Origin of the sequence: Bacillus sp. UNC438CL73TsuS30, assembly GCF_000482325.1 — a bacterium.
GTDB lineage: Bacteria > Bacillota > Bacilli > Bacillales > Cytobacillaceae > Neobacillus.
Map to the genome: position 1 here is coordinate 142346 of NZ_AXVA01000011.1, position 22629 is coordinate 164974.

The 22629-nt window shown below is 40.6% G+C and carries 23 protein-coding genes and 1 riboswitch; of the genes, 16 read left to right on the forward strand and 7 right to left on the reverse strand.

The annotated features are described in order from the left end of the window. Positions 1–122: 122 nt before the first annotated feature. Positions 123–236, forward strand: a riboswitch (TPP riboswitch). A 141-nt stretch (positions 237–377) separates the two neighbouring features. The 9 genes from thiC to M028_RS33280 all read left to right on the forward strand — a co-directional run bounded on the left by thiC (position 378) and on the right by M028_RS33280 (position 8844). Beyond that, on the forward strand, positions 378–2147 hold the full coding sequence (gene thiC, locus M028_RS0105225) for a phosphomethylpyrimidine synthase ThiC (protein ID WP_026572963.1): 1770 nt from the start codon (positions 378–380) through the stop codon (positions 2145–2147). Then, complete coding sequence (locus M028_RS0105230; protein ID WP_026572964.1) at positions 2125–2319, forward strand: hypothetical protein; 195 nt, start codon at positions 2125–2127, stop codon at positions 2317–2319. The genes thiC and M028_RS0105230 overlap by 23 nt, the downstream gene beginning before the upstream one ends. Before the next feature lie 208 nt (positions 2320–2527). Continuing rightward, the gene (locus tag M028_RS0105235) at positions 2528–3358 is read left to right on the forward strand and encodes a basic amino acid ABC transporter substrate-binding protein (protein WP_026572965.1); all 831 of its coding nucleotides are present in this window, start codon (positions 2528–2530) and stop codon (positions 3356–3358) included. A 63-nt stretch (positions 3359–3421) separates the two neighbouring features. After that, complete coding sequence (locus tag M028_RS0105240; protein WP_026572966.1) at positions 3422–4084, forward strand: amino acid ABC transporter permease; 663 nt, start codon at positions 3422–3424, stop codon at positions 4082–4084. Then, positions 4081–4803, forward strand: coding sequence for an amino acid ABC transporter ATP-binding protein (locus M028_RS0105245; RefSeq protein ID WP_026572967.1), 723 nt, complete (start codon positions 4081–4083; stop codon positions 4801–4803). The genes M028_RS0105240 and M028_RS0105245 overlap by 4 nt, the downstream gene beginning before the upstream one ends. Positions 4804–4815: 12 nt before the next feature. Beyond that, positions 4816–6021 (forward strand): M20 metallopeptidase family protein, encoded by a 1206-nt coding sequence (locus tag M028_RS0105250; RefSeq protein WP_081810661.1) that lies wholly within the window; start codon positions 4816–4818, stop codon positions 6019–6021. Positions 6022–6130: 109 nt separating this feature from the next. Next, a complete protein-coding gene (locus M028_RS0105255) occupies positions 6131–7318 on the forward strand; it encodes an MFS transporter (RefSeq protein ID WP_026572969.1) in 1188 nt (395 codons plus the stop codon). Positions 7319–7336: 18 nt separating this feature from the next. Further along, complete coding sequence (locus M028_RS0105260) at positions 7337–8617, forward strand: Zn-dependent hydrolase (protein WP_051590941.1); 1281 nt, start codon at positions 7337–7339, stop codon at positions 8615–8617. 68 nt (positions 8618–8685) lie between these two features. Then, positions 8686–8844 carry a hypothetical protein gene (locus M028_RS33280; RefSeq protein WP_197031377.1) on the forward strand — a complete coding sequence of 53 codons (159 nt, stop codon included), beginning with the start codon at positions 8686–8688 and terminating at the stop codon, positions 8842–8844. A 78-nt stretch (positions 8845–8922) separates the two neighbouring features. Here M028_RS33280 and M028_RS32640 read toward each other — a convergent pair whose 3' ends face one another. Next, the gene (locus M028_RS32640) at positions 8923–9063 is read right to left on the reverse strand and encodes a hypothetical protein (RefSeq protein ID WP_155925470.1); all 141 of its coding nucleotides are present in this window, start codon (positions 9061–9063) and stop codon (positions 8923–8925) included. Between the two features lie 32 nt (positions 9064–9095). Beyond that, positions 9096–9221, reverse strand: coding sequence for a hypothetical protein (locus tag M028_RS33815; protein ID WP_269320919.1), 126 nt, complete (start codon positions 9219–9221; stop codon positions 9096–9098). A 184-nt stretch (positions 9222–9405) separates the two neighbouring features. On the opposite strand from M028_RS33815, the gene M028_RS0105280 reads away from it, so the two are divergent. Then, on the forward strand, positions 9406–10530 hold the full coding sequence (locus M028_RS0105280) for an NADH-dependent flavin oxidoreductase (protein WP_026572971.1): 1125 nt from the start codon (positions 9406–9408) through the stop codon (positions 10528–10530). Between the two features lie 27 nt (positions 10531–10557). Here M028_RS0105280 and M028_RS32645 read toward each other — a convergent pair whose 3' ends face one another. The 3 genes from M028_RS32645 to M028_RS0105295 all read right to left on the reverse strand — a co-directional run bounded on the left by M028_RS32645 (position 10558) and on the right by M028_RS0105295 (position 12606). Then, positions 10558–10695 carry a hypothetical protein gene (locus tag M028_RS32645; RefSeq protein ID WP_155925472.1) on the reverse strand — a complete coding sequence of 46 codons (138 nt, stop codon included), beginning with the start codon at positions 10693–10695 and terminating at the stop codon, positions 10558–10560. Positions 10696–10869: 174 nt separating this feature from the next. Continuing rightward, the gene (locus M028_RS0105290; RefSeq protein WP_051590942.1) at positions 10870–11907 is read right to left on the reverse strand and encodes a C40 family peptidase; all 1038 of its coding nucleotides are present in this window, start codon (positions 11905–11907) and stop codon (positions 10870–10872) included. 186 nt (positions 11908–12093) lie between these two features. Next, on the reverse strand, positions 12094–12606 hold the full coding sequence (locus M028_RS0105295) for a cupin domain-containing protein (protein WP_026572973.1): 513 nt from the start codon (positions 12604–12606) through the stop codon (positions 12094–12096). Positions 12607–12735: 129 nt separating this feature from the next. On the opposite strand from M028_RS0105295, the gene M028_RS0105300 reads away from it, so the two are divergent. Then, positions 12736–13611 (forward strand): proline iminopeptidase-family hydrolase, encoded by an 876-nt coding sequence (locus M028_RS0105300; RefSeq protein WP_026572974.1) that lies wholly within the window; start codon positions 12736–12738, stop codon positions 13609–13611. Positions 13612–13693: 82 nt separating this feature from the next. Here the strand turns inward: M028_RS0105300 and M028_RS33285 are convergent, their stop codons facing one another. Then, on the reverse strand, positions 13694–13837 hold the full coding sequence (locus tag M028_RS33285; protein ID WP_197031378.1) for a hypothetical protein: 144 nt from the start codon (positions 13835–13837) through the stop codon (positions 13694–13696). A gap of 407 nt (positions 13838–14244) precedes the next feature. Between M028_RS33285 and M028_RS0105315 the strand changes: the two genes are divergently transcribed. The 5 genes from M028_RS0105315 (at position 14245) to M028_RS0105335 (ending at position 21511) form a co-directional block, all read left to right on the forward strand. Further along, complete coding sequence (locus tag M028_RS0105315; RefSeq protein ID WP_026572975.1) at positions 14245–15819, forward strand: spore germination protein; 1575 nt, start codon at positions 14245–14247, stop codon at positions 15817–15819. 27 nt (positions 15820–15846) lie between these two features. Next, on the forward strand, positions 15847–16947 hold the full coding sequence (locus M028_RS0105320; RefSeq protein ID WP_026572976.1) for a spore germination protein: 1101 nt from the start codon (positions 15847–15849) through the stop codon (positions 16945–16947). Continuing rightward, positions 16931–18112 carry a Ger(x)C family spore germination protein gene (locus tag M028_RS0105325; protein ID WP_026572977.1) on the forward strand — a complete coding sequence of 394 codons (1182 nt, stop codon included), beginning with the start codon at positions 16931–16933 and terminating at the stop codon, positions 18110–18112. The genes M028_RS0105320 and M028_RS0105325 overlap by 17 nt, the downstream gene beginning before the upstream one ends. Before the next feature lie 125 nt (positions 18113–18237). Further along, entirely contained in the window at positions 18238–19209 is a 972-nt protein-coding gene (locus M028_RS31425) for a transglutaminase domain-containing protein (RefSeq protein WP_026572978.1), read from the forward strand. 100 nt (positions 19210–19309) lie between these two features. Further along, positions 19310–21511 carry an MMPL family transporter gene (locus M028_RS0105335; RefSeq protein WP_026572979.1) on the forward strand — a complete coding sequence of 734 codons (2202 nt, stop codon included), beginning with the start codon at positions 19310–19312 and terminating at the stop codon, positions 21509–21511. 243 nt (positions 21512–21754) lie between these two features. Here M028_RS0105335 and M028_RS31430 read toward each other — a convergent pair whose 3' ends face one another. Further along, on the reverse strand, positions 21755–22627 hold the full coding sequence (locus M028_RS31430) for a processed acidic surface protein (protein WP_051590943.1): 873 nt from the start codon (positions 22625–22627) through the stop codon (positions 21755–21757). Positions 22628–22629 lie beyond the last annotated feature (2 nt).

Genomic DNA, 22629 nt, shown 5'->3' on the forward strand with positions numbered 1-22629 from the left:
CGAAAAACAAAAAATACTAGGTCTATTTACTTATTTCAATAAAAATTAGAGAGAAAGGCTTTTATAATCTAAAAACCTATGTTATTTTTTATAGGTAAGTTTTACATTGTATATTGTTTCCAATGCTCTACTAGGGGGGTCCGATAGCTCGGACTGAGAGAAGAATGCGTTAAATTCTTTGACCCTTCGAACCTGATCTGGATGATACCAGCGTAGGGAAGTAGTTATGAAGGCGTCCATTCATACAAACGCGCCGCTACTTTTTGACGATTTAATCAGGTTCTGTGTAAACAGAACCTTTTTTTATTGTCATTCATTCTCCGTAATGAACGATGCTGTATCTTCCAGATTTGGAAAATATTAAAGGAGGAAGTTACATGCAAACGGAAATGAACATTGAATTGAAATCACAATTTACAGGAAGTAAGAAAGTATATCAAAGGGGATCCAGGCCGGATATCCAGGTTCCAATGAGAGAAATTAGCCTAAACCGAACTGTCACTACTTTTGGTGAAGAAGAGAATGCCCCACTTCGAGTTTATGATACAAGCGGTCCCTATACAGATGCGAATTATGATATCGATATTCGTAAAGGGCTGCCCGCTTTACGTCGGAAGTGGATTCTCGAAAGGGATGATGTGGAGGCTTATGAAGGTAGAGAAATCAAACCTAAGGATAACGGCTACCTTGATGGGGATGAACGCGCAAACCTTGAATGGTTTCCAAATTTAAATACGACACCTTTAAAAGCAAAGTCTAGAAAAAATGTTACACAAATGCACTATGCCAAAAAAGGCTTGATAACTCCCGAGATGGAATTTATTGCAATTCGTGAAAACTTAGATCCGGAATTTGTTCGAGATGAGGTAGCCCAAGGCCGAGCGATTATTCCAGCCAACATCAACCATCCTGAAAGTGAACCGATGATTATTGGCCGAAATTTTCATGTAAAAATCAATGCCAATATCGGAAATTCGGCCGTCACTTCCTCCATTGAGCAGGAGGTTGAAAAAATGACATGGGCCACACGCTGGGGCGCCGATACCATCATGGATTTATCAACCGGAAAAAATATACATACAACAAGAGAGTGGATTATCCGTAATTCACCTGTTCCAATTGGCACCGTTCCGATTTATCAGGCTTTAGAAAAAGTAAATGGAATTGCTGAGAATTTAACGTGGGAGGTTTACCGTGATACGTTAATCGAACAAGCGGAGCAAGGTGTAGATTATTTTACCATTCATGCCGGTGTGCTATTGCGCTATGTTCCAATGACGGCTAAACGGACAACAGGGATTGTATCTCGAGGCGGTTCCATTATGGCCCAATGGTGCTTAGCTCACCATCAGGAAAGTTTCCTGTATACGCATTTTGAAGAAATTTGCGAAATCCTAAAGAAATATGATATTTCTGTCTCACTTGGAGATGGACTACGTCCGGGTAGTATCGCGGATGCCAATGATGAAGCTCAATTTGCCGAGCTTGAAACACTTGGAGAATTAACAGAAATAGCCTGGAAGCATGATGTCCAAGTGATGATTGAAGGTCCAGGGCATGTACCGATGCATAAGATTAAAGAGAATATGGATAAGCAGTTAGAAATTTGTAAGGAGGCTCCTTTTTATACATTAGGGCCGTTAACCACAGATATTGCACCTGGCTATGATCATATTACTTCTGCAATTGGTGCCGCGATGATCGGCTGGTTTGGGACGGCGATGCTTTGCTACGTTACTCCAAAAGAACACCTTGGTCTCCCAAATAAGGAGGATGTCCGTGAAGGGGTTATTACCTATAAAATTGCTGCGCATGCCGCCGATTTAGCGAAGGACCATCCAGGAGCACAAGATCGTGATATTGCCTTATCGAAAGCTAGGTTCGAATTCCGTTGGGAGGATCAATTTAACTTATCTTTGGATCCTGAACGGGCAAGGGAATATCATGATGAAACATTGCCGGCAGAAGGAGCAAAAACGGCTCATTTCTGTTCGATGTGTGGACCAAAGTTCTGTTCGATGAGGATTTCTCATGATATACGTGGCATGGCAAAGGAGGATACCGGGATTGAAGGATCCTCCATTGAAGAGGGGATGAAGCAAAAAGCAGAGGAGTTTGTCCAGGATGGCTCAAAAATCTATCGATAATTCGAATGAGGTTAGTAGTTTAATTGAGGAAGTAGCTGCTTTAGAGCAACAAATTCAGCACCTTACAAAAAGGATCCAAACGATTCAGCTTCACTGTAAACATGTCTTTTTAGAAACTGCCTTCATGAGGAAATGCCGGAAATGTGGGTTTACGGAAAGTACGTATTATTAATACATTCCCCATAGTTCGATACAGCCGCCAAGTCAGGCGGCTGTTTTTTATAAAAATAACATTTTAATAGAGTAATAATTCAAAACTATCAAAACCTTCGAACTTCAATGAAACGTATTGCTTTTTTTCGTGTATAAAATTACAATAAACTACATAAAAACACTTTAGTTTGCTAAACAAATAAAGAATATTTATGGGGGAATACATCATGAAGAAGGTCATCCAGATATTGATCATCATGGCCGTAGCTATTATGGCAACCGCTTGTGGCGCACAGCCAAATCTGCCGGATGCAAAAACAAAAGAAAAAACACAAAAGGCTGAAAGTGGAAATACACTGGATACCATTAAAAAACAAGGCGTGATCACCATTGCGATGGATGATACATTCCCGCCAATGGAATATCGTAATGATAAAAATGAATTAGTAGGTTTTGACGTTGACCTAGCAAATGCCATTACGAAGGAACTCGGCGTGAAAGCTGAATTTAAACCAACCGCATGGGACGGCATTTTACCTGGGTTAGATGCGAAACAATATGACGTCATTATGACTTCTATGAATATTACAGATGAACGAAAGCAAAAGGTTGATTTTGTAGAATACCTGAAACTAGGACAAGTCGTGGCTGTTAAAGCCGGAAACCCATTAAACATTCAATCAAAAGAAGACCTCTCTGGAAAAGTTGTCGGTGTGCAAATTGGCTCAACGAGCGAAACGGCAGCGAAACAGATTAAGGGAGTTAAAGAGTTAAAGACTTATAATGCTTATACTGATGTGTTTAATGACTTAGGTCTAGGGCGTCTTCAGGGAGTAATCGTTGCGGAAGCGGTCGGTCGTTATTATAAAGCAACAAAACCTGCAGCTTTTGATGTGGTAGGAAGCTCATTCCAAAAATTACCGATTGGAATCGCCGTTCGAAAAGGTGATGACAAACTTGAAGAGGCATTAACAAAAGCCGTGCAAACTGTGAAAGATAATGGCACTTATGCGAAAATCAGCCAAAAATGGTTTGGAAAAGATCTTTCAAAAGAATAGGGGAAGAGCGGATAAATCGGTTAGTAGATTTATCCGTCTTCTTTTTAAAAAGGAGTCGTAAAAATGAAGGAATTTTTGTTATTCTCACTTACCTACCTCCCCTATTTATTACAAGGGGCGTTAGTGACCATCGAAATCGCGGCAATTGGAGTAGTTGCCGGAAGTTTAATTGGATTATTATTTGGTCTTGGACGCGTTTCAAAAGTGAAATTATTTTCACAGATTAGCAGATTTTATATATGGGTGATTCGCGGAACACCGCTTTTACTGCAATTATTTATGATTCATTTTGCTATTCCGTCTGTGATTCCAGCACTTACCATGCCGCCATTCGTCTCGGCCTGCATTGCCTTGTCGTTAAATGCGGCAGCTTATATTGCCGAAATTTCCAGGGGGGCCATTCAGTCCATCGATAAAGGCCAAATGGAAGCAGCGCGGTCACTTGGCTTAAGCTACGGACAAGCAATGAAACGGGTCGTTATTCCTCAAGCTTTTCGCCGGATGCTTCCGCCTTTGGGGAATGAATTTATCGCCCTTATCAAAGAATCGTCCCTTGTTTCCACAATTGCTTTATATGATTTACTTCGAACAGGCCAACAAATTATCAGCAGTACGTACCGTTATATGGAAATCTTTATCTTAGTCGGGTTAATCTATTTATTACTTACCACGATCATGACATTTATCGTTGGAAAAGTAGAGAAAAAGGTAGGTGCATATGAATGATTTCCTGTAAAAATGTTGTAAAATCCTTTGGAGATTTGGAAGTTTTAAAAGGAGTTGATTTGGACGTTTCACAGGGTGAAGTCGTCGTAATCATTGGACCGAGCGGATCAGGTAAAAGTACCTTTCTTCGTTGTATGAACCACTTAGAGACCATCAATAGTGGCAGTATTACAGTAAATGGTAAAAGAGTAGAAAATAAAGAATCAGCTCTAAATAAATTGCGTCAGGAAATTGGCATGGTCTTTCAGCAATTTAACCTTTTTCCCCACAGGACCGTGATGGAAAATATTATCGAAGCACCGGTTCTTCTAAAAAAAATGTCAAAAGCGGAAGCCAAGAAAAAAGGGATGGAGCTTTTGAAGAAAGTAGGATTAGAAGCAAAAGCCGATGAATATCCGAACCGTTTATCCGGTGGGCAAAAGCAGCGGGTAGCGATTGCCCGGGCGTTAGCTATGGAGCCGACCGTGATGCTTTTCGATGAACCAACCTCGGCTCTTGACCCGGAACTAGTTGGAGAAGTATTGGCTGTAATGAAACAACTGGCAAAGGATGGGATGACTATGGTCGTTGTGACACATGAAATGGGATTTGCAAAAGAAGTCGCAGACCGGGTCATCTTCATGGACGGCGGCTATATGATTGAACAAAATACTCCCGATGAGTTATTTGGTCATCCGCAGCATGAACGGACGAAAGAGTTTTTAGGGCATATCAAGTAGGGAGAGATTATCATGAAACAAGCTTCAAGTTTGGATTTAACCTCAGTGATTAATGAAAAAGTAGATCAATTGTTTCCGAGATTAGTGGAAATGAGAAGACATCTTCACATGTATCCGGAACTTAGTAACCGAGAATTTAACACAACCAAACAAATCAATGACTGGTTAAACGAATTCGGGATTCAACAAATTCCGCTTAGCCTTCAAACAGGGACTGCAGCAGAGATTAATGGAAAAAAACATGGACCAACCATTGCTATTCGTGCTGACATTGATGCCCTGCCGATTTTTGAAGAGGCCGACATACCGTTTCGTTCGAAAATTGATGGGATCAGTCATATGTGTGGGCATGATGTTCACACGACGATTGCCCTTGGTGCAGGGATTATTTTACAAGAAATCAGCGATTTACTCCCAGGCAATGTCCGAATTCTTTTCCAGCCGGCTGAGGAGTCGGAGGGCGGCGCCGAGTCGATGATTCAGCAAGGGTTATTAAAAGAAGTAAAGTCAATCATCGGTCTTCACAATGTTCCCGAACTTCCAGTAGGAAAAATCGGGGTTAAAGAAGGCTTTTTGATGGCCAGTGTGGATGATTTTACGATCACTATTAAAGGAAAAGGCGGGCATGCGGCACTTCCGGAAAAAACAATTGATCCAATCGTCATCGGCAGTGCGGTAGTCAGTCAGCTGCAAACCATTGTCAGCCGCACGATTTCTGCAAAAGAATCGGCGGTGGTCACGATTGGCTCATTCCAAGCAGGCTCGACGAACAATGTTATCCCTGATAAGGCGATTCTTAAGGGAACAGTCAGGACATCCAATGAAGAAATCCGGAAGAAAATCTATGATGTTTTTACAAAGACGGTTACGAATACAGTGGCAGCCCTTGGTGGTGAGGTGGAAATTGATTATCAATTTTTACTTCCTGCTGTTTATAATGATGCAAGCGTTGCTGAAATTGTCCGGTCTGCCGCAGTGAAAGTTGTAGGAAGTAAGAATACAGTTATCGCTGAACCTACCATGGGTGGAGAGGATTTTTCTTTTTACCAAAAAGAAGTTCCCGGCTGCTACGTTTGGCTCGGATCCGGTAACGAAGAAAAAGGGATTCAATATGGCTGGCACCATCCGAAATTTATGGTAGATGAGGAAGCTATTAAAATCGGTGTTCATTTGATGGTCCAATCTGCCTTGCTTTTATTAGAAAATTCTTCTATATAATAATGCCTGCCTGCTAGTAGTTTGTAGCAGGCAGAATTTTTATATTCCTCTTGTATTTTTATTCCAGTTGGATTAGGTTAAATACGATGGAACTTCTTTGGCGGGAGCGATGAATGTGTTAGGACACAAACGGGCCTTTTTGTACTTAAGTATTTTTCTATTTTTCTTTCACTCTTCTTCGACGGTGATCTCAACTTTTCTACCAGTCTATTTTCAAGAAGAGCAGCTTACCGGGACTCAAATAGGGTGGCTAATGGCTGTTGGGCCGTTTTCTTCATTATTATCTCAGCCTTTTTGGGGATACATCAGCGACCGATATAAAACAATTAAAAAGATTCTGCTGCTTTGTCTAGTAGGGGTAATCTCCTGCAGCATTATTCTGTTTCAAGTTAACTCCTTTTTGATGTTGCTATTCTTATGTGCTATCTTTTATTCGTTTCTCAGTCCGATCGGAGCATTCGGTGACAGCTTAGCATTGCATACCTCTCAAATCGTTGGCTCTTCTTTTGGAAGGATTCGCATGTGGGGTTCTGTTGGTTATGCGGTTACCTCATATCTAGGGGGCCAAATTCTTACTCGAATTGGACTTGAGCATTTACTCTACCCCTATCTTGCTTTTACGATCATCGCTTTTGTTTTTTGCTGGAAGGTCATGGATATTAATACACCATCCGCACCCATTAATCTTAAGGGAGCGGTCAGAAATATTTTCCGCCCAAATTTCTTATTTTTCTTACTCATCATTATGTTTGTTACGATTCCGCATCGGACGAATGATATTTTTTCAGGGATCTACATAAAAGAGCTTGGGGGTAATGAATCCCTGATCGGGTTATCCTGGTTTGTAGCAGTTGCTTTTGAAGCGATTGTTTTTTTACTCAGTCCTTTATGGCTGCGGTTTTTTAACGAAATGACTTATATGGTCATTGCTTCGGGATTATATGGGGTAAGGTGGTTTTTATTTTCTCTTGCAGAAACTCCTTCGCAAATCATCTTGCTTCAGGCATTGCACGGAATCACCTTTGGGATTTTTTATTTGTGCTCGTTTCAATATGTTTCAAACTTATTCCCGAACGAATTTAGAGCTACTGGGCAATTATTCTTTATTTCCGTGTTTTTTGGTCTGTCAGCAATCATCGGTTCTTTAGGCGGAGGGATGATTCTTGATGTTTTTAATGGTCAAATGTTATATAAACTGTTGAGTTATTTGGCTTTTGCTGGATTTGCTGGATTATTGGGATTCACTGCCTATTCGGGCAAAAAGTTAAGGCCAGGTAGTGAGATTTTACAAAAGTAAGGAAAGGAATGGAAGTTGATGAGCGAAGGAACAGGACGAATGTTTCAAGCTGACCGTCTTTGGAATGATCTAATGACGCTTGGAAAAATTGGTGCGGGAAAAGATGACGGGGTTACTCGCACCTCCTTTGATTCAGAGGATATAAAGGCACGAAAATTTTTACTTCAACTTTTAAAAGATGCAGACTTAGATCCTTATATGGATGCAGCTGGTAATATTTTTGGGCAAATTCACGGAAAGAATCCTGATTTTCCAGCCATTCTGATTGGTTCGCATATTGATACAGTCCGTTCAGGCGGGCGCTTCGATGGCGCAATGGGTGTGTTAATAGGGGTTGAAGTGCTCAGGTCCTTAAAGGAAAAGGGGATTCAACCGGAGCGAACGGTGAAAGTTGTCTCGTTTACGGATGAAGAAGGAGCCCGATTCGATTATGCTTTTGTTGGAAGCACCGCCTTGTCGGGTACGGTCAGTTCTGATCAATTGCAAAAGGATTTAACGGCCACTTTTGATCAGGAGGGAATTTCTTATTTAGAAGCGATGAAACGTGCTAGTATGGAAGGCGGATATTTTAGCATAATTAATCCTGAAGAGTTGGGGAAGGCTTGTGTCAGTAAAGATGAGCTAGCAGCCTATATTGAGGTACATATTGAACAAGGAAAAGTTTTAGAAAGTCGCGATTTAGCTGTCGGGGTGGTCAGCGGTATATCAGGCGGGCACTGGGCTGAGGTAACCATGACAGGAGAGGCTGGTCATGCTGGGACAATCGGAATGTTGGAGCGAAAAGATGCGTTAACGGCAGTGGGTGAATGTTTGCTTGCTATTGAAAAAATTGCCCGTGATAGCGGTGGAAGTGTGGCAACTGTTGGGAAGGTAGCGGTCAAACCGGGAAGCGGAAACGTGATTCCTGGTCAGGTTGATTTTTCCTTAGATGTCCGAGATATCTCCGATGAACGCCGCGAGTTAACTGTTAAAAAAATTTATGAGGCGATTCGAGAAATCTCTGCAGACCGAGGTGTGGACTGCGAAATAAGGCCGTTTCAATCGCTTGCATCGGTTATGAGTTCACCGTTGGTGGTTGAGGCTATTAAAGAAGCATTTACTGAGCTGGATTATCCGATTTGTGAGTTACCAAGCGGCGCTGCGCATGATGCCATGGTCATGGGAGGCATTACCGAAATTGGTATGATTTTCGTGAGAAGTAGAGGCGGTATCAGTCATCATCCGGATGAATGGAGTTCGTTAGAAGATGTCGCGTTAGGCTGTGAGGTTCTTTATCAAACAATCATGAAGCTGCTTTAGTGGGTTGAATATACAAGACCTCTGTTGCAAAAAATAAACTGAAGTTTTTGCAGTAGGAGGTGGAGCATTTGGAAAAAAATCAACCAAATCAGGATTTAATCTCAAATAAAAGAGGGAATGAAGAAGAATTGGTTATCAGTTCGACTGGGTACGGATTAGAATCTGTATCGAAAGAGGAAGCATCAAAGGAATCAAATCGTACAGACTCATCCTGTGGCGGATTGTAAGAATAATCAAAACCCTATTCCTTTTAATGGAATAGGGTATTTTCTTTTTAAAACCTTTTTATAGTAATGATTCTACTGCTAGCTTTGCTTTTTCTGGTAGGCAATTACGACAATTTCGTCATGAGCATTTTGATTTAATTCGTCTTCAAAAGATTTAATTTTCTCCACCATCGAAGGTTCGAGTTCCGCTGCCTCATACTTTGAATCCTGTTGGTTCATTTCTTCATGCCCCTTTCATCAGATTTCCCAATTTATTTTTCCCGGCCATTTTTCTCTTTTAATTCATAACGAATCTTGCCTGGGTCTTGTTTTCCTTTAGGTACAGATCGTTTTCCACCTAGACTTACATTCGGATAGCTTGTGTCTTTTTCACTCATCCATTTTACCTCCCAATCACTCAATGTCTATCATCGGTCTTAGTGTAAGAAATAAGTAAACATTTCATGCAACTTTAATTTTAGAAACCTAATTCGAAAAGGAATGCACATAATGAAAAATCGGAACACTAACCATGTTCATTTTTTAAAACGCTTTCTCAGCTATTTTAGGAGGATTTCCAATATGAATTCAAAATATGAACCATTATTTGAGCCATTTACATTTCCAAATGGTGTTGAAGTTAAGAACCGTATCGTAATGGCCCCGATGACGAATTTTTCATCCAATCCGGATGGAACCGTAACCGAGGCTGAGGTAAAGTACTATGCACGCCGTTCAGCTGGTGTAGGCATGGTGGTAACGGCCTGTACGTATGTAACTGAAAATGGAAAAGGATTTAATGGTGAATTTGGAGCAGACCGGGATGATTTTATTCCGAGTTTAAAACAAGTAGCAACAGGAATCAAAGAGCAGGGCGCAAAAGCGATTCTGCAAATTTTCCATGGCGGCAGGGAGGTGCCTCCAGCACTTGTTCCAAATGGCGATGTTGTCAGTGCCAGTGCGGTTCCAACCGAGGGAGAAGGAAAACCGGTTCCAAGGGAACTATCCGATCAAGAAGTAGATTCGATTATTCACGACTTTGGTGAGGCAACGCGCAGGGGGATTGAAGCAGGGTTTGATGGGGTTGAGATTCACGGAGCGAACGGCTATATCATCCAGCAATTTTTTTCACCACACTCCAATCGGCGTGAGGACCGCTGGGGCGGCAGTATCGAAAAAAGACTTTCATTTCCATTGGCGATTGTCGAGGAAGTTAAAAAAATAGTTTCTGAACATGCGAACGGTTCCTTTATTGTTGGCTATCGGTTTTCACCTGAAGAGGCAACAACGCCGGGAATTACAATGGCGGATACGTTTGTATTAATTGATGCCCTTGCTGATAAAGGTCTAGACTATCTTCATGTTTCTTTGAATGATTTCTGGTCGACTCCAAGACGAGGTGTTGATGATACCCGCCCGCGGATTGAAATTATCAAGGAGAAGGTAGGCGACCGTGTTCCTGTTATTGGCGTCGGCTCGCTCTTTAGTTCAGATGATGTGTTAAAAGCTTTTCAAACCGGAGTGCCGCTCATTGCATTAGGAAGAGAAATGATCATGGATCCCGACTGGGTGCAAAAGGTTAAAGAAGGAAAAGAGTCAGAAATTATCACAAAAATTGATAAAGAGAAGCAGCAGGAGCTTATGGTACCGGATCCGCTATGGCAGGCGATTGTTAATAGTCCGGGCTGGTTCCCGGGTGTCGAATAGTTCTTTCAAAAAGAGATGGACCGTCTTTTATAGACGGTCATCTTCCCATCCACGAGAATAATCCTCTATTGTATTTTTCTCCTTTAAGGTTTCAACGTATTGGGTTAAATCCTCCGTTTGATTCGTCATTGATTCATTTTCCGTGTATGGATTTTCTTTTTTCATTTTCCATAACCTCCAACTAATGTTTTCCCTTTTGTAATGTATCCAAATTTTGAAAAATTACCCTGTATAAAAATAATCATCCGGACCTGTCAATACGGGAACCCATCGGTTAATTATACATGCGAAACTTATGGATAGGAGAAATTAGCTCCTATCCTTTTTAGTAATTTTTTATTAAATCCTTACCACGCGTCCATTAAAGGTCTGTTTCCAATATCCTTTCGACAAATCCTCAATCGCAATTCCTGTATTGTTTTGGGAACCGATGAATTTACCATTTCCAAGATAAATTCCCACGTGGCCGTCTTTCTTGTATGTGTCAAAGAATACTAGGTCACCTGGCTGTGCTTCACTAAATGAAACCTGTTTGCCCTCATTTTTTAAGCTGTCTGTCGAGCTGCCAACCTCAATCCCAGCTTGACCAAATGCCCAATGAACGAAGCCTGAACAATCAAACCGTCCATTGGCTATGTCACTTGCGTTCCTACCGCCGCCAAATACATAAACAGAGTTGCCAATATATTTATAACCAGCTTTTATTACTGTTTGAATCGATCCTTTAACTGGAACTGATTTTAATTTTTCCGATGTTTTCATGCGATTATGAATTGGCTTTTTTGAAGTTTCCTTATGTATTTGTGCTAACTTGTTATAATGTTTTTGTTGTGCCTTGAGCACGGTTTTCATATTTGTTAACTCAACTTTCAAATCATTGTATTCATCAAGTTTATCCTTTAATGAATGCTTTTTACTCTCATATTCTTTTTTCTCTTCCATTTGCTGTTTTAACAAATCCTGATCTGCCATCACAATCGTCGAAACAGCTCCGGCCCGCTCAACAAAATCTTTGATACTTGTAGACCCAATCAATACATCCAGATAGTGAACGTTTCCGCCATTTTGTTGATAGGCTTTCGCACGTTCTTTTAATAATGTATTTCTTTTTTTCATTGTATCCTTTAATTGTGATATTTTCTTTTTTAGCTGTTGTGCCTCCCGTTTTGCAGCCTTTACAGAAGAATCTGCCTGCTTCATCTTTTTTCTATTTATTTCTAGAGATACATTTACTTGTTTGAGAGAAAGTTCTTTTGGAGTATTTTGAACGATTGCTGGGAGTTCTTTTGTGGAATGTAAAGGAATGTCTGTTTCAGCAAATGCTTTTGGAATCGTTCCGATGGCTAAGAAAAACGTTGTACTCAACATTATGAACATGAGTCGAACCACTATCATCACTTCTTTCTTAAAAAATAACCAGAGACCCTTAAAAGGAAAATGTATTCTTAAAATTCGTATAATTGGAATTATAACATGACAGTTTTTCAACTTTGTTATAGGGTAATTACAATTCCATATCAGACTGGCTACAAAATGAGACAGGAACAATTTATTGTCCCTGTCTCATTTTGGAATTTCTTCATAGGCTAATTTTTTAATGATGGCTTGATGTTGCGGATATTTCTCTAAAAGCTCGGCTTGTGTAAAAAGTTCAAAGTCCTGAAAATCAAACCCAGGCGAAACCATGCACCCGACAAGGGAATAGGTATCCTTTTCCATTACTGAGGAGCCGAAGATGGAATTTTTCGGAACCAGTGCTTGCGGGACTTCACCGTTCTCACTATTCATACCAATCTTCATTTCTTCATAGTCTCCGTTATCATGAATAACATGGACGGTTAACGAACTGCCGCTATGAAAATACCACAATTCATCGGATTTCAAACGGTGGAAATGAGAAACGTCGTCTGAGGTCAACAGAAAATAAATACTAGTAAAAAGCTTCCGCTGACCGTTAAATCTTTCTTGGTCAGAAATCACTTCCGGCGATTCAAACGTTCTTTTATAATAGCCGCCTTCGGGATGGGGTTCTAGCCCAAGAGCCGAGATTAAAGCTGGTAATTTAGTTTTATTCATTTTAAAAATCCTTTCATATTTATAAATCCAAGATTACTTTTTCCAAAATTCAACGGTTTTATTTAGAAATGTATTTCATAACAATTGTATAATACTACTTAGAGGTTATATTTGGGTTGAGGAGGAGAAATGATGCGTGATGAAGGATACATAGAGGTAACAGGGGGCAAGGTTTGGTATCAAGTTTTTAATGAAAACGCTGAAGGTACACCTGTCATTGTTTTACATGGAGGACCAGGGTCATCGTGTTTTTCGCTGCAAGGGCTGCAAGCATTAGGGAATGAACGGCCGGTTATTCTCTATGACCAATTAGGCTGTGGCCGATCCGATCGGCCAACTGATCCTTCCCTATGGAGGATTGAACGGTTTGTGGAAGAATTGGGTCAGGTGAGACAAGGGCTTGGTCTTGATGAGGTTCATATTCTTGGACATTCCTGGGGAACAACGCTTGCGGCTGCTTATTGTTTAACAAAGCCGAGCGGTGTGAAAAGTGTAATTTTTTCTAGTCCATGTTTAAGTGCGCCCATTTGGGAGCAGGACCAGCATCGAAACCTTATGAAACTGCCAAAAGAGGTTCAAGAGACGATCAGGCGTTGTGAAGAAAATGGTACGACGGATTCAAAAGAGTTTGAGGAGGCCACTGAGGTTTTTAACAAAAATTTCGTCTGCCGAATTGATTCAGACCCGGAATATTTAAAAGAAGCTTCAAAGTACAAAAATCCTGAAGTCTACAACATAATGTGGGGGCCTTCTGAATTTACGGTCCTTGGGAATTTGAAAAGTTTCGATTGTACGTCACAGTTGTCGGAAATTACTTGTCCAACGCTATACACCTGCGGCCGTTATGACGAGGCTACACCGGAGTCTACAAAATATTTTAGCTCTCTTACTCCACAGTCGGAATTTCATGTTTTTGAAAAAAGTGCTCATTTGCCGTATGTTGAGGAGCCTGACGAATATTTACGAGTTGTGAGGGATTTTTTTAGGAAGATTGATTTAAAATAAGTTAATCTTATCCAATTTAAAAATGAAATTGGTACCATCCTGATTAGAATTCAGGATGGATTTTTTATGGGAGTTGCCAGTTTTAATGATTAAGTTTTTTATTATCCTCAGTCTGTTTGGAGGAGGATCCTTTTTTAGGATTCTTTGCAATCTTTACTAAAGACCAAACAAACACAACACCCAAAATGGCTGTTAGAACCCACGCAAAAATTTCAATTCCATCCATTCCTAAAAACCTCCTTGTCAAATGCTGTTTCTTACATCTACGCTATTCATTCCGGAAATATGTCTAAACAACCATTATAAAATTATCCTAAAACAAAATGTAAGCGTTACCATATACAATTCTCCGCTACTTTTTATTTTCCTTTAAATAATTTCTAATAATCGAAATAGTAATTCCGACAAAAATCGGGCGGTGCCTGTCACCACCCGATTTTTGTCGAAAAACTTTGGTTAAGTTTCCATAAATTAGACATGATAAACGTTGTGGTGATGTGTATGTGGAAAATGGTGGTCGGGTTTATTCCGGATTGGAAGGTTTTGGTTCAAGCGTTGGTTACTTTTTTGATTCCTTATGGGATCGCTAAGGTGTTTAGTTGGATTCGTCAGATAGAGGAGGATTAGGCGGCTATGAAGGGACGAAAGTTCGAGATTAGAAAACTGAAAAAACAGTCATTTCCCTCTACGGAACATCAGGAATTCAGACCTTCAAATTCTACCCCCAACCAGTTCAGCGGGGATCTTCGTGCAGATTTAGAATTGATTCGCCAGGAAATTGGACATAATTCCGATTTGAATATTCGCGAGTTTATTATCGGTGGAACAGGGGTTCAAGCAGCACTCATTTTCATTGATACCCTTTCTGACAAGGAACTCATTGATCAGCACATCATGAAGTCCCTGATGATGAATTTCTCCGAAGTTTGTAAACTGCCTAGTTCTCCAAACGATTTGACCATCCCGATGGAGTTTTTAAGAAATCAAGTTTTATCTATAAGTGAGATAACCGAAGCACAAGAAATGCAAGAGTTAGTTACAAAGGTTTTTAAAGGCTCAACTGCCTTAATGGTTCATGGGCAAACGGTTATTTTAATTTTAGGGACCGCGAAAGGAAAATCGCGTTCAATTGAGGAACCGGTATCCGAAGCATTGGTTAGGGGACCAAGGGTAGGCTTTACGGAAACCTTGAGCGATAATACGGCCTTATTGCGTCAGCAGGGTGATAATCGAAATTTAACCATGCTCCATTTTCAGGTAGGGGAGCGATCACATAAAGACCTTGTAATCGCTTATAACCAGGAAATTGCCAATCTGGAATTGATTGAGGAAGTAAAGAAAAGAATTCATAAAATAAACCTTGATGATGTTGCCGAATCAGGCTATATAGAGCAACTAATTGAGGACGATTTTCTTAGCCCGTTTCCGCAAGCACAAAACACAGAGCGGCCTGACCGTGTAATTAGTTCCTTAATGGAAGGTCGGGTGGCAATATTATTGGACCGAACTCCATTTGCACTCATTGTCCCGGCCACTTTCAATATGATGCTGCAATCGCCGGAAGATTATTATGAACGATGGATCCCGGGTTCACTCATTCGTATGCTGCGTTATTTGGCTGCATTTATTGCTCTTTTTGGACCATCCTTGTATATTGCCTTTATTTCATTTCATCCCGGATTAATTCCGACAAAGCTCGCGATTTCGATTATGAAAACACGCGAAGGAGTCCCTTTTCCCGCCCTTATTGAAGCCCTCATTATGGAGATAGCCATTGAAATTCTCCGTGAGGCAGGCTTACGTTTGCCGAAACCGATTGGTCCGGCTATGGGAATCGTTGGAGGTCTCATTATTGGGGAAGCTGCAGTACAAGCAGGAATCATCAGCCCGATTATGGTTATTGTAGTCGCAATTACGGCGATTTCTTCGTTTACCATCCCGCAATATAGCACGGGAATTTCATTACGAATGCTGCGTTTTGTGGCAATGTTTAGTGCAGCTTTATTTGGTTTGTATGGGGTCATTTTATTTTTCCTTTTCCTCTGCAGCCATATGGTAAAACTAAAAAGTTTTGGTGTTCCCTATGCCAGCCCGGCCGTTCCGTATCGGCTAAATGACTGGAAAGACTTCTTGGTGCGTATGCCATTAATGCTCATGAAACGTCGTCCAGAAATGATGAAGACAAAGGATCCAATACGAAAAGGTTAACCAATACTGAAAGGAAGCGGATCAAGAATGATTCGTACAAATGAAAAAATTACGACACCGCAAGCAGCTGTTATTGTTATCAATTATATTTTGGCCGCAATCATTTTAACTTTGCCACGTTCAGCTGCGCAAAAGGTGAAAACACCCGATGTATGGATTTCCGTTTTAATCGGCGGTTTTATTGCGATGGCCGTAGCGATATTGATTGCAAAACTTAGTCAACAATTCCCGACCAAAACAGTCTTTGAATATATACAAGACCTTATTGGAAAAATTGGCGGCAGGCTATTGGGAATATCGATTTGTATTTATTTCTTTACGATCTCTGCCTATGAAGTTCGAACCATGGCGGAAGTGACAAGAATGTTTTTATTAGAAGGAACACCGATTTGGGGGATAATCATGCCCTTTATGTGGGTGGGGCTGTACTTGATCTTAGGGGGGATTCCTTCCATAGCCAGACTCTTTGAAATTATTTTTCCAATTACAGTCATTTTTTTTCTTTTAATTGCTTTTATGAGTTTAAAAATTTTTGAAATCGATAATTTGCGGCCTATTTTAGGAGAGGGAGTTATGCCAGTCATCAGAGGGCTGGAAACCACGACACTGGCCTATACCGGGTTTGATATTATGTTAATTCTAGTTCCATTTATGCAACAGCCGAAAAAAGCAGTAAAAGCAGTCGTTGTTGGTGTTTCGCTTGCAATCATTTTTTACCTGATTACTGTTGTAATGGTAATTGGTACCTTGTCAGTGGACGGAGTCCTAACAAGAACTTGGCCGACTTTGGATATGATTCGGAGCTTTGAATTTCCCGGTCTGCTCTTCGAACGTTTCGAATCCTTGGTGCTAGTAATTTGGATTATGCAAATTTTTGCTACGTATGTGATAACGTTTTATGCATCAGCATTAGGTTTTTCCCAAATATTCAAAAAAAGAATTCAGCCCTTCATGTATGCGTTGCTGCCAATCATATATATCGTTGCCTTGCATCCCAAAAACCCTAATTCGCTATTTAAATTAGGCGATTGGATCGGAAATGCTGCCCTATTCTTTTTTGCAGCAATGCCGATAGTTATGATGATCATTGCAAAAATTAAGGGGAAACGACATGAAAACAAGCCTTAAAATCATAATACTTTCTCTTGTCGTTCTATTGCTCGGGGGCTGTTGGAGCAGTAAAGAAATTGAGGAATTAGGGTTGATTGCCGGTACTGCAATGGATTTGGAAAAAGACGGAGAACTAAAGGAAAAATTAGAAGTGGACGATAAAAGTCTTCCCAATAGACCTCTATTCACCTTAACGAATCAATTTGTGACATCAAGTGGAACGGGAGCAGGAAAAACAGAGAACGCTACTGCACCACAATCTTATATTAACATTTCTGAAACAGGCGATTCCATATTACCAACCTTACGAAACATGACATTAAAAATTGAAAAGCGAGCTTTTGCCGAACATGAAAAAGTGATTATTATTGGAGCAGATCTGGCACGTAAAGTAAGCCTGGAGAAGGCACTTGATTTTTTCATAAGAGAACAGGAAATGAGACCAAGCTGTCTTGTTATAATTGCAAAGGGCCAAGCTAGCAAAGTTCTCGAATCCAAAAAACCAATTATTCCGGCCTTTCACCTTTATCAAATAACCCAAGGGGAAAAAAGAAATGCCAAGATTGTTCCGGCAATGCCTCTAGGCAAATTAGAGGGGAAAATGAATTCAGGTTCCAGTTTTCTGATACAAAATGTCAGCGTAGAAGGGGGAGAAGCAAAATTTTCGGGGGCTGCGATTATAAAGGGCAAAACAAAAAAACTAATAGGTTTTTTGAATGAAAAGGAAGTAGAAGGTTTAGCCTGGATTGCCGGAACGGTAAAAGGCGGAGTCGTCAGAAGTATTGATAAAAAGAGCGGCCAACCCATTATTTACGAAATGCTTTCGTTAAAAAGCTCCATTAAACCCCATTTAAAAGGAAACCAGCTTTCTTTCCATGTTAACATTCAATCGGAAGGACGAATTGCTGAAAACTGGGTCTCATCTGGAGACCCGTTTAAAAATGAATTTCTAAAAAGGGCCGAAACAGCTGCCAAAAACCAAGTCAAACAGCTCATTCAAGAATCATTGCAAAAAACACAGCACCATTATAAAGTTGACGTCGCCGGTTTTGGCAACCAACTAAGAATCCAAAATCCCGCCCAATGGAAAAAACACAAAAAAAACTGGGACCAAACCTTCAGCCAAATCCCCATCACCTATCAAATAAAAATCACCATAAGAGACTACGGAATGTCAGGATAAAAGCAATCGACAAAATTCGGGTGGTGCCTGTCACCACCCGAATTTTGTCGAAATGCATTTTTAATGAATTTTTCATCTTTACCCTGTATAGTCTTGGTAAAGTTGGTGTTTGGAGGTGTTGGTGGATGAGAAGGTTTTTGGCTTTTGTTTTGGTGGTTGGTTCTTTGTTTTATTTGTATACGCACGGAGAGTTTCCGTCTATGGCGAAGCTTCATGGATTTTTTTCTGGTTCTCAGGTAGCCCATGTGGAAAAGAAGGTCGAGGATACGATCTCAAGTCAAAGCAAACAGGCGAAGGTATCTTCCATTCCAGCCACATATAATAAAAAATATACCCCAACAAAAATTCAAACCTATTGGGTCACGATAAAAAATGGAAAAATAGTTGTAACAGGAAAAGCGACGCCGTACGGAAAATATTACAAAGCTGATGGAGTCATTTTATACATCGACGAACCGCGGGCCAATAAGAAATCTACGGTAAAAGTACCGTTTACCAATTACCAAAATTTCCATTATGAATTCCCTCTTACCTATAACGTTGGTGATGTGGTCGTAAATCTTGATGAATATTACAACGGCAAAAAAGACGATCCGAATAAAGTATTAGGCTATGCAAAATATCATTTAACCGATGGTGACCCATATTTGCAGCCAAGTTTCATGGTCCAAAGTAATGACCCGATATTAAAGGCACTTTCTGCAAATATAACAACTGGAAAACAAACGAATACAGAAAAATCTCAGGCCATATTCAAGTGGGTTGCCACCCATATTGCTTACAATGCACCTTTGGTAAACGCATCGAACCCGCCGATCTATTCTGCTTTACAAACCTATAAAACTCGCGTTGTGTTATGCTCTGGCTATGCGGATTTAAACGCTGCACTTCACCGCGCAGCAGGCATTGAAGCAAAAGTGGTTTACGGGGAAAATCATGCCTGGAATGAAATCAAACTGAACGGCAAATGGCAGGTGGAGGATCCCACTTATGGCGCAGGATTTATAAATCTAAACACAGGCAAATTTGTCCAAAGTTATCATCCTGCCTATTTTTCTAAATCAGACATGCATAAAGCCGGGGAATATCATTGGTAATACAGCTTTAAAATCTTCGAGAGCAGGGTCCCTATTTTCATAAAAAACTTTCTAATGTGTCATCCTATTATTATGATCACAGCTAAGAAATGGGGCACATATGAAAGAATCAGAGAAAAAGGGATGGTTTTGGCATTGGGGCTTGAAAATGTACCAATTCCGCTGGTTCGTTGCGGCCTTTTGGATTTTATTATTTATTGTATCAGCAACGTACGCACAAAAACTGCCCGATCGGTTAAAAGATAGCGGGTTAACCCCAAAAGGGAGCGAATCGGACCGCGGCTTTTCGCTTATGCAAAAGAAACTGGGAACTGCACAATCCTCCATTGATATTGTTTATACAAGCAATAAATTTGATTTAACCCGACCAAAACATAAAGCTGTCATTTTACATTCTTTAGAACCTTTAGCAAAGAAAGACTATATTAAAAGTATTAAATTTAACCAAACAGACCGCCTGAATAACAAAAAAAGCATTCAAGCGGTGGGGGTTGAACTCAAGCTTAAAAGTTCGGAAGCCCTTAATCATTTTCCAGAAATCCGAAAACTTATCACTGAACCTGAAGGCATGAAAACCTATGTCGATGGAGACACTGCAACACTTTACGATATTCAGCGAGCAACCAAACAGGATATGCACCATTCAGAAATGATCGGGCTTCCGGTCGCGTTGCTGGTCCTGCTGTTTATTTTTGGCTCGGTAGGTGCGGCACTATTACCACTTGTCATTGGGATTATGAGCGTATCCCTAACGCTTGGAATGACCTATTTTCTTACTGGATTCTTTTCCTTATCTAACTTTTTGCCCAATATCGTTATGATGCTCGGCCTTGCAATTGGCGTCGACTATGCCCTGTTTCTCGTCAGCCGCTTCCGCGAAGAGCTAAGACGTGGAAACGAGGTGCACGATGCCGTCGCCGCGACTGCACAAACTGCAGGGAAGTCTGTCTTTTTTTCCGGATTTGCCGTTTTAATTGGCTTACTTGGAATGTTATTTATTAAATTACCGATTATATATTCCCTTTGCCTTGGAGGCGTTCTCGTTGTATTGTCGGCCGTTCTGCTTTCCTGCACGCTGTTACCGGCCCTGCTCGGTATTTTTGGCCGACACATCGATTCGTTAAGGGTTTTTCCGCGAACACAAAAGAAATTGGAAGGTTCAACGATTTGGGAAAAAATTGCCAATGCTGTGATGAAACATCCGGCGGTCCTGGCCATTATTATTAGTACCTTATTACTGTCACTTATGTTGCCAATAACACAAATGCGGATTGGCGTTCCAACTGCAGATGTCCTTCCGCCTGCCTTTGAGTCGCGAATGGGTTCGGACATCCTGAAACATAATTATGACAAACGCAAATCGAATCCAATTTTTATTGTTTTAAAAACAAAAGATAAGGTTTCAGATGAAGCATCAATTCGAACTATTCAGTCATTCGAAAACAAAATTCGTCGGATTTCCGGAGTCATGGATGTCAATAGTTTTATTGACGTTCTTGGGAAGCACTCCCCAGAAGAAACAGCGATTCTTATCAGTTTAGCGGCTACAAAAGCGGAAATGGAAAAAGAAAATCTCGTGAAAGGCCATTACGCTCTTCTGAAGGTTGTTCCAAAGTCAGACCCTGGAACAAGAGAAGCCGCTGACCTTGTTAAAAGGGTACGGAACGTGAAAATAAATCAAGCAGAGCGTTTTGTAACCGGGCAAACAGCAATTAGGGTGGACATGCTTGACCGGATCTTTTCAGGCCTTCCTTATTTAATGGGTTTTATTATCGCGGTTACGTATCTCATTTTGCTTTTTGCCTTCAAGTCTGTCTTAATTCCTCTGAAAGCCGTTGCGATGAACATTCTCAGCCTTGGGGCGAGTCTCGGGATTGTGGTGATTATTTTTCAATACGGATGGCTCGCGGATGATTTACGGATTACCTCGACAGGTTATGTCAGCATTATCATGCCGGTAACGATATTTTGTATTGTCTTTGGAATTTCAATGGATTATGAGGTTTTTCTAATCTCGAGAATCAAGGAAGAATATGACCGGACAGGGGATAATAATCGTAGTACGGCGGTAGGACTGCAAAAAACAGGGAGCCTAATTAGCAGTGCTGCATTCATTTTAATGGTGGTCGTTGGCTCGTTTATTTTTACCAATATTGAAATTACCAAGGCGCTTGGTGTCGGCTTATTCTGCGCCATTTTCATTGATGCGACATTGATACGAATTATTGTCGTTCCCGCACTCATGAAACTGCTCGGTCCGGCTAATTGGTGGGCACCGAAATGGGTTGGGGGAAGATCGTGAGTTTTTGGGGGAAATGGGGATTCGCTGATAAATCGACTAGATTCGCGGATAAACAGCCTCGATACGCTGATAAAAGCCAATGAATTCGCTGATAAACCTTGTAAATTCGCTGATAAAAATTTCTCCACTGGGATTTTAGGCGTTATTTGCGAATCATGACCATTTATTTGCGGATTGAACCATTTTATTTGCAATTCTAATTCAAAATCGAAAGGCTGTCCTCAAATGGACAGCCCCATATATTTATTTAAACCGTCTAGAATTATTATATTTATCTTGATGCAGATAATCGACAAACTCATCGGAAAGCTCGCCTAAATGGAGCATTTCTTCATAACCTGCCATAAGACCTTGGAAAAACTCGGCCGGCAGGGTGAAATCAATTAATGGTGCACCTGTTTTGGTATAAATCCCCGTATATAAATTCCCGGGAGGTTCCGACATTTTTAACAGATCCTTCAAAGAAATATCCTTATTATTGTTCTTAAGCTTCACTTGAATCCCGTAAAGATCAAAGGCAGTAGTTAAAATATCGGTTAATTCATTTAATTGTTCTTCCGTAAGTTCTGCACTTGGGTCCGTCGTATTCATAAATTGCTCCAGCCGGTAATCTAAGGATTCCATTTGATCTAGAGAATCTTTGTTATTTTCTTCTACCTGCGACAAATACGTAAAGAAATTTTCAACCTCTTGTTCAGTAATACCGATTTTTTGTAATTCGTCTTCAATGCCAGCCATAAATTTATCATGGCCTGTATAAAAGCCCACCGAGGCATCTAAATCCTCGATGAACTTATAGTCATTTAAAGAATCACCAAAATGATCCAAAAGCGCGTTTAGTTCAGTTTGTGTCATTTTATATTTTGTCAGTAAATCCTGTAAATTTTTTGAATTAATTGGTGTGCCCAATACACTTTTTAATTCTTCAACGGAATTGAAATCCTCTAACGGGATTTCATAATAATCCAGGTAGTCCAACAACTCCTGCTTCGTCCAGCCAATTTCCGTCAAATATTGATTCAGCTCATTTTCCGGAGGTGTGGCACTGGCAAACGGGGCAAAGGACAAGAGAAGGATGGACAGCAAACAAGTTAAGAACGTCTTCTTATAGACCATAA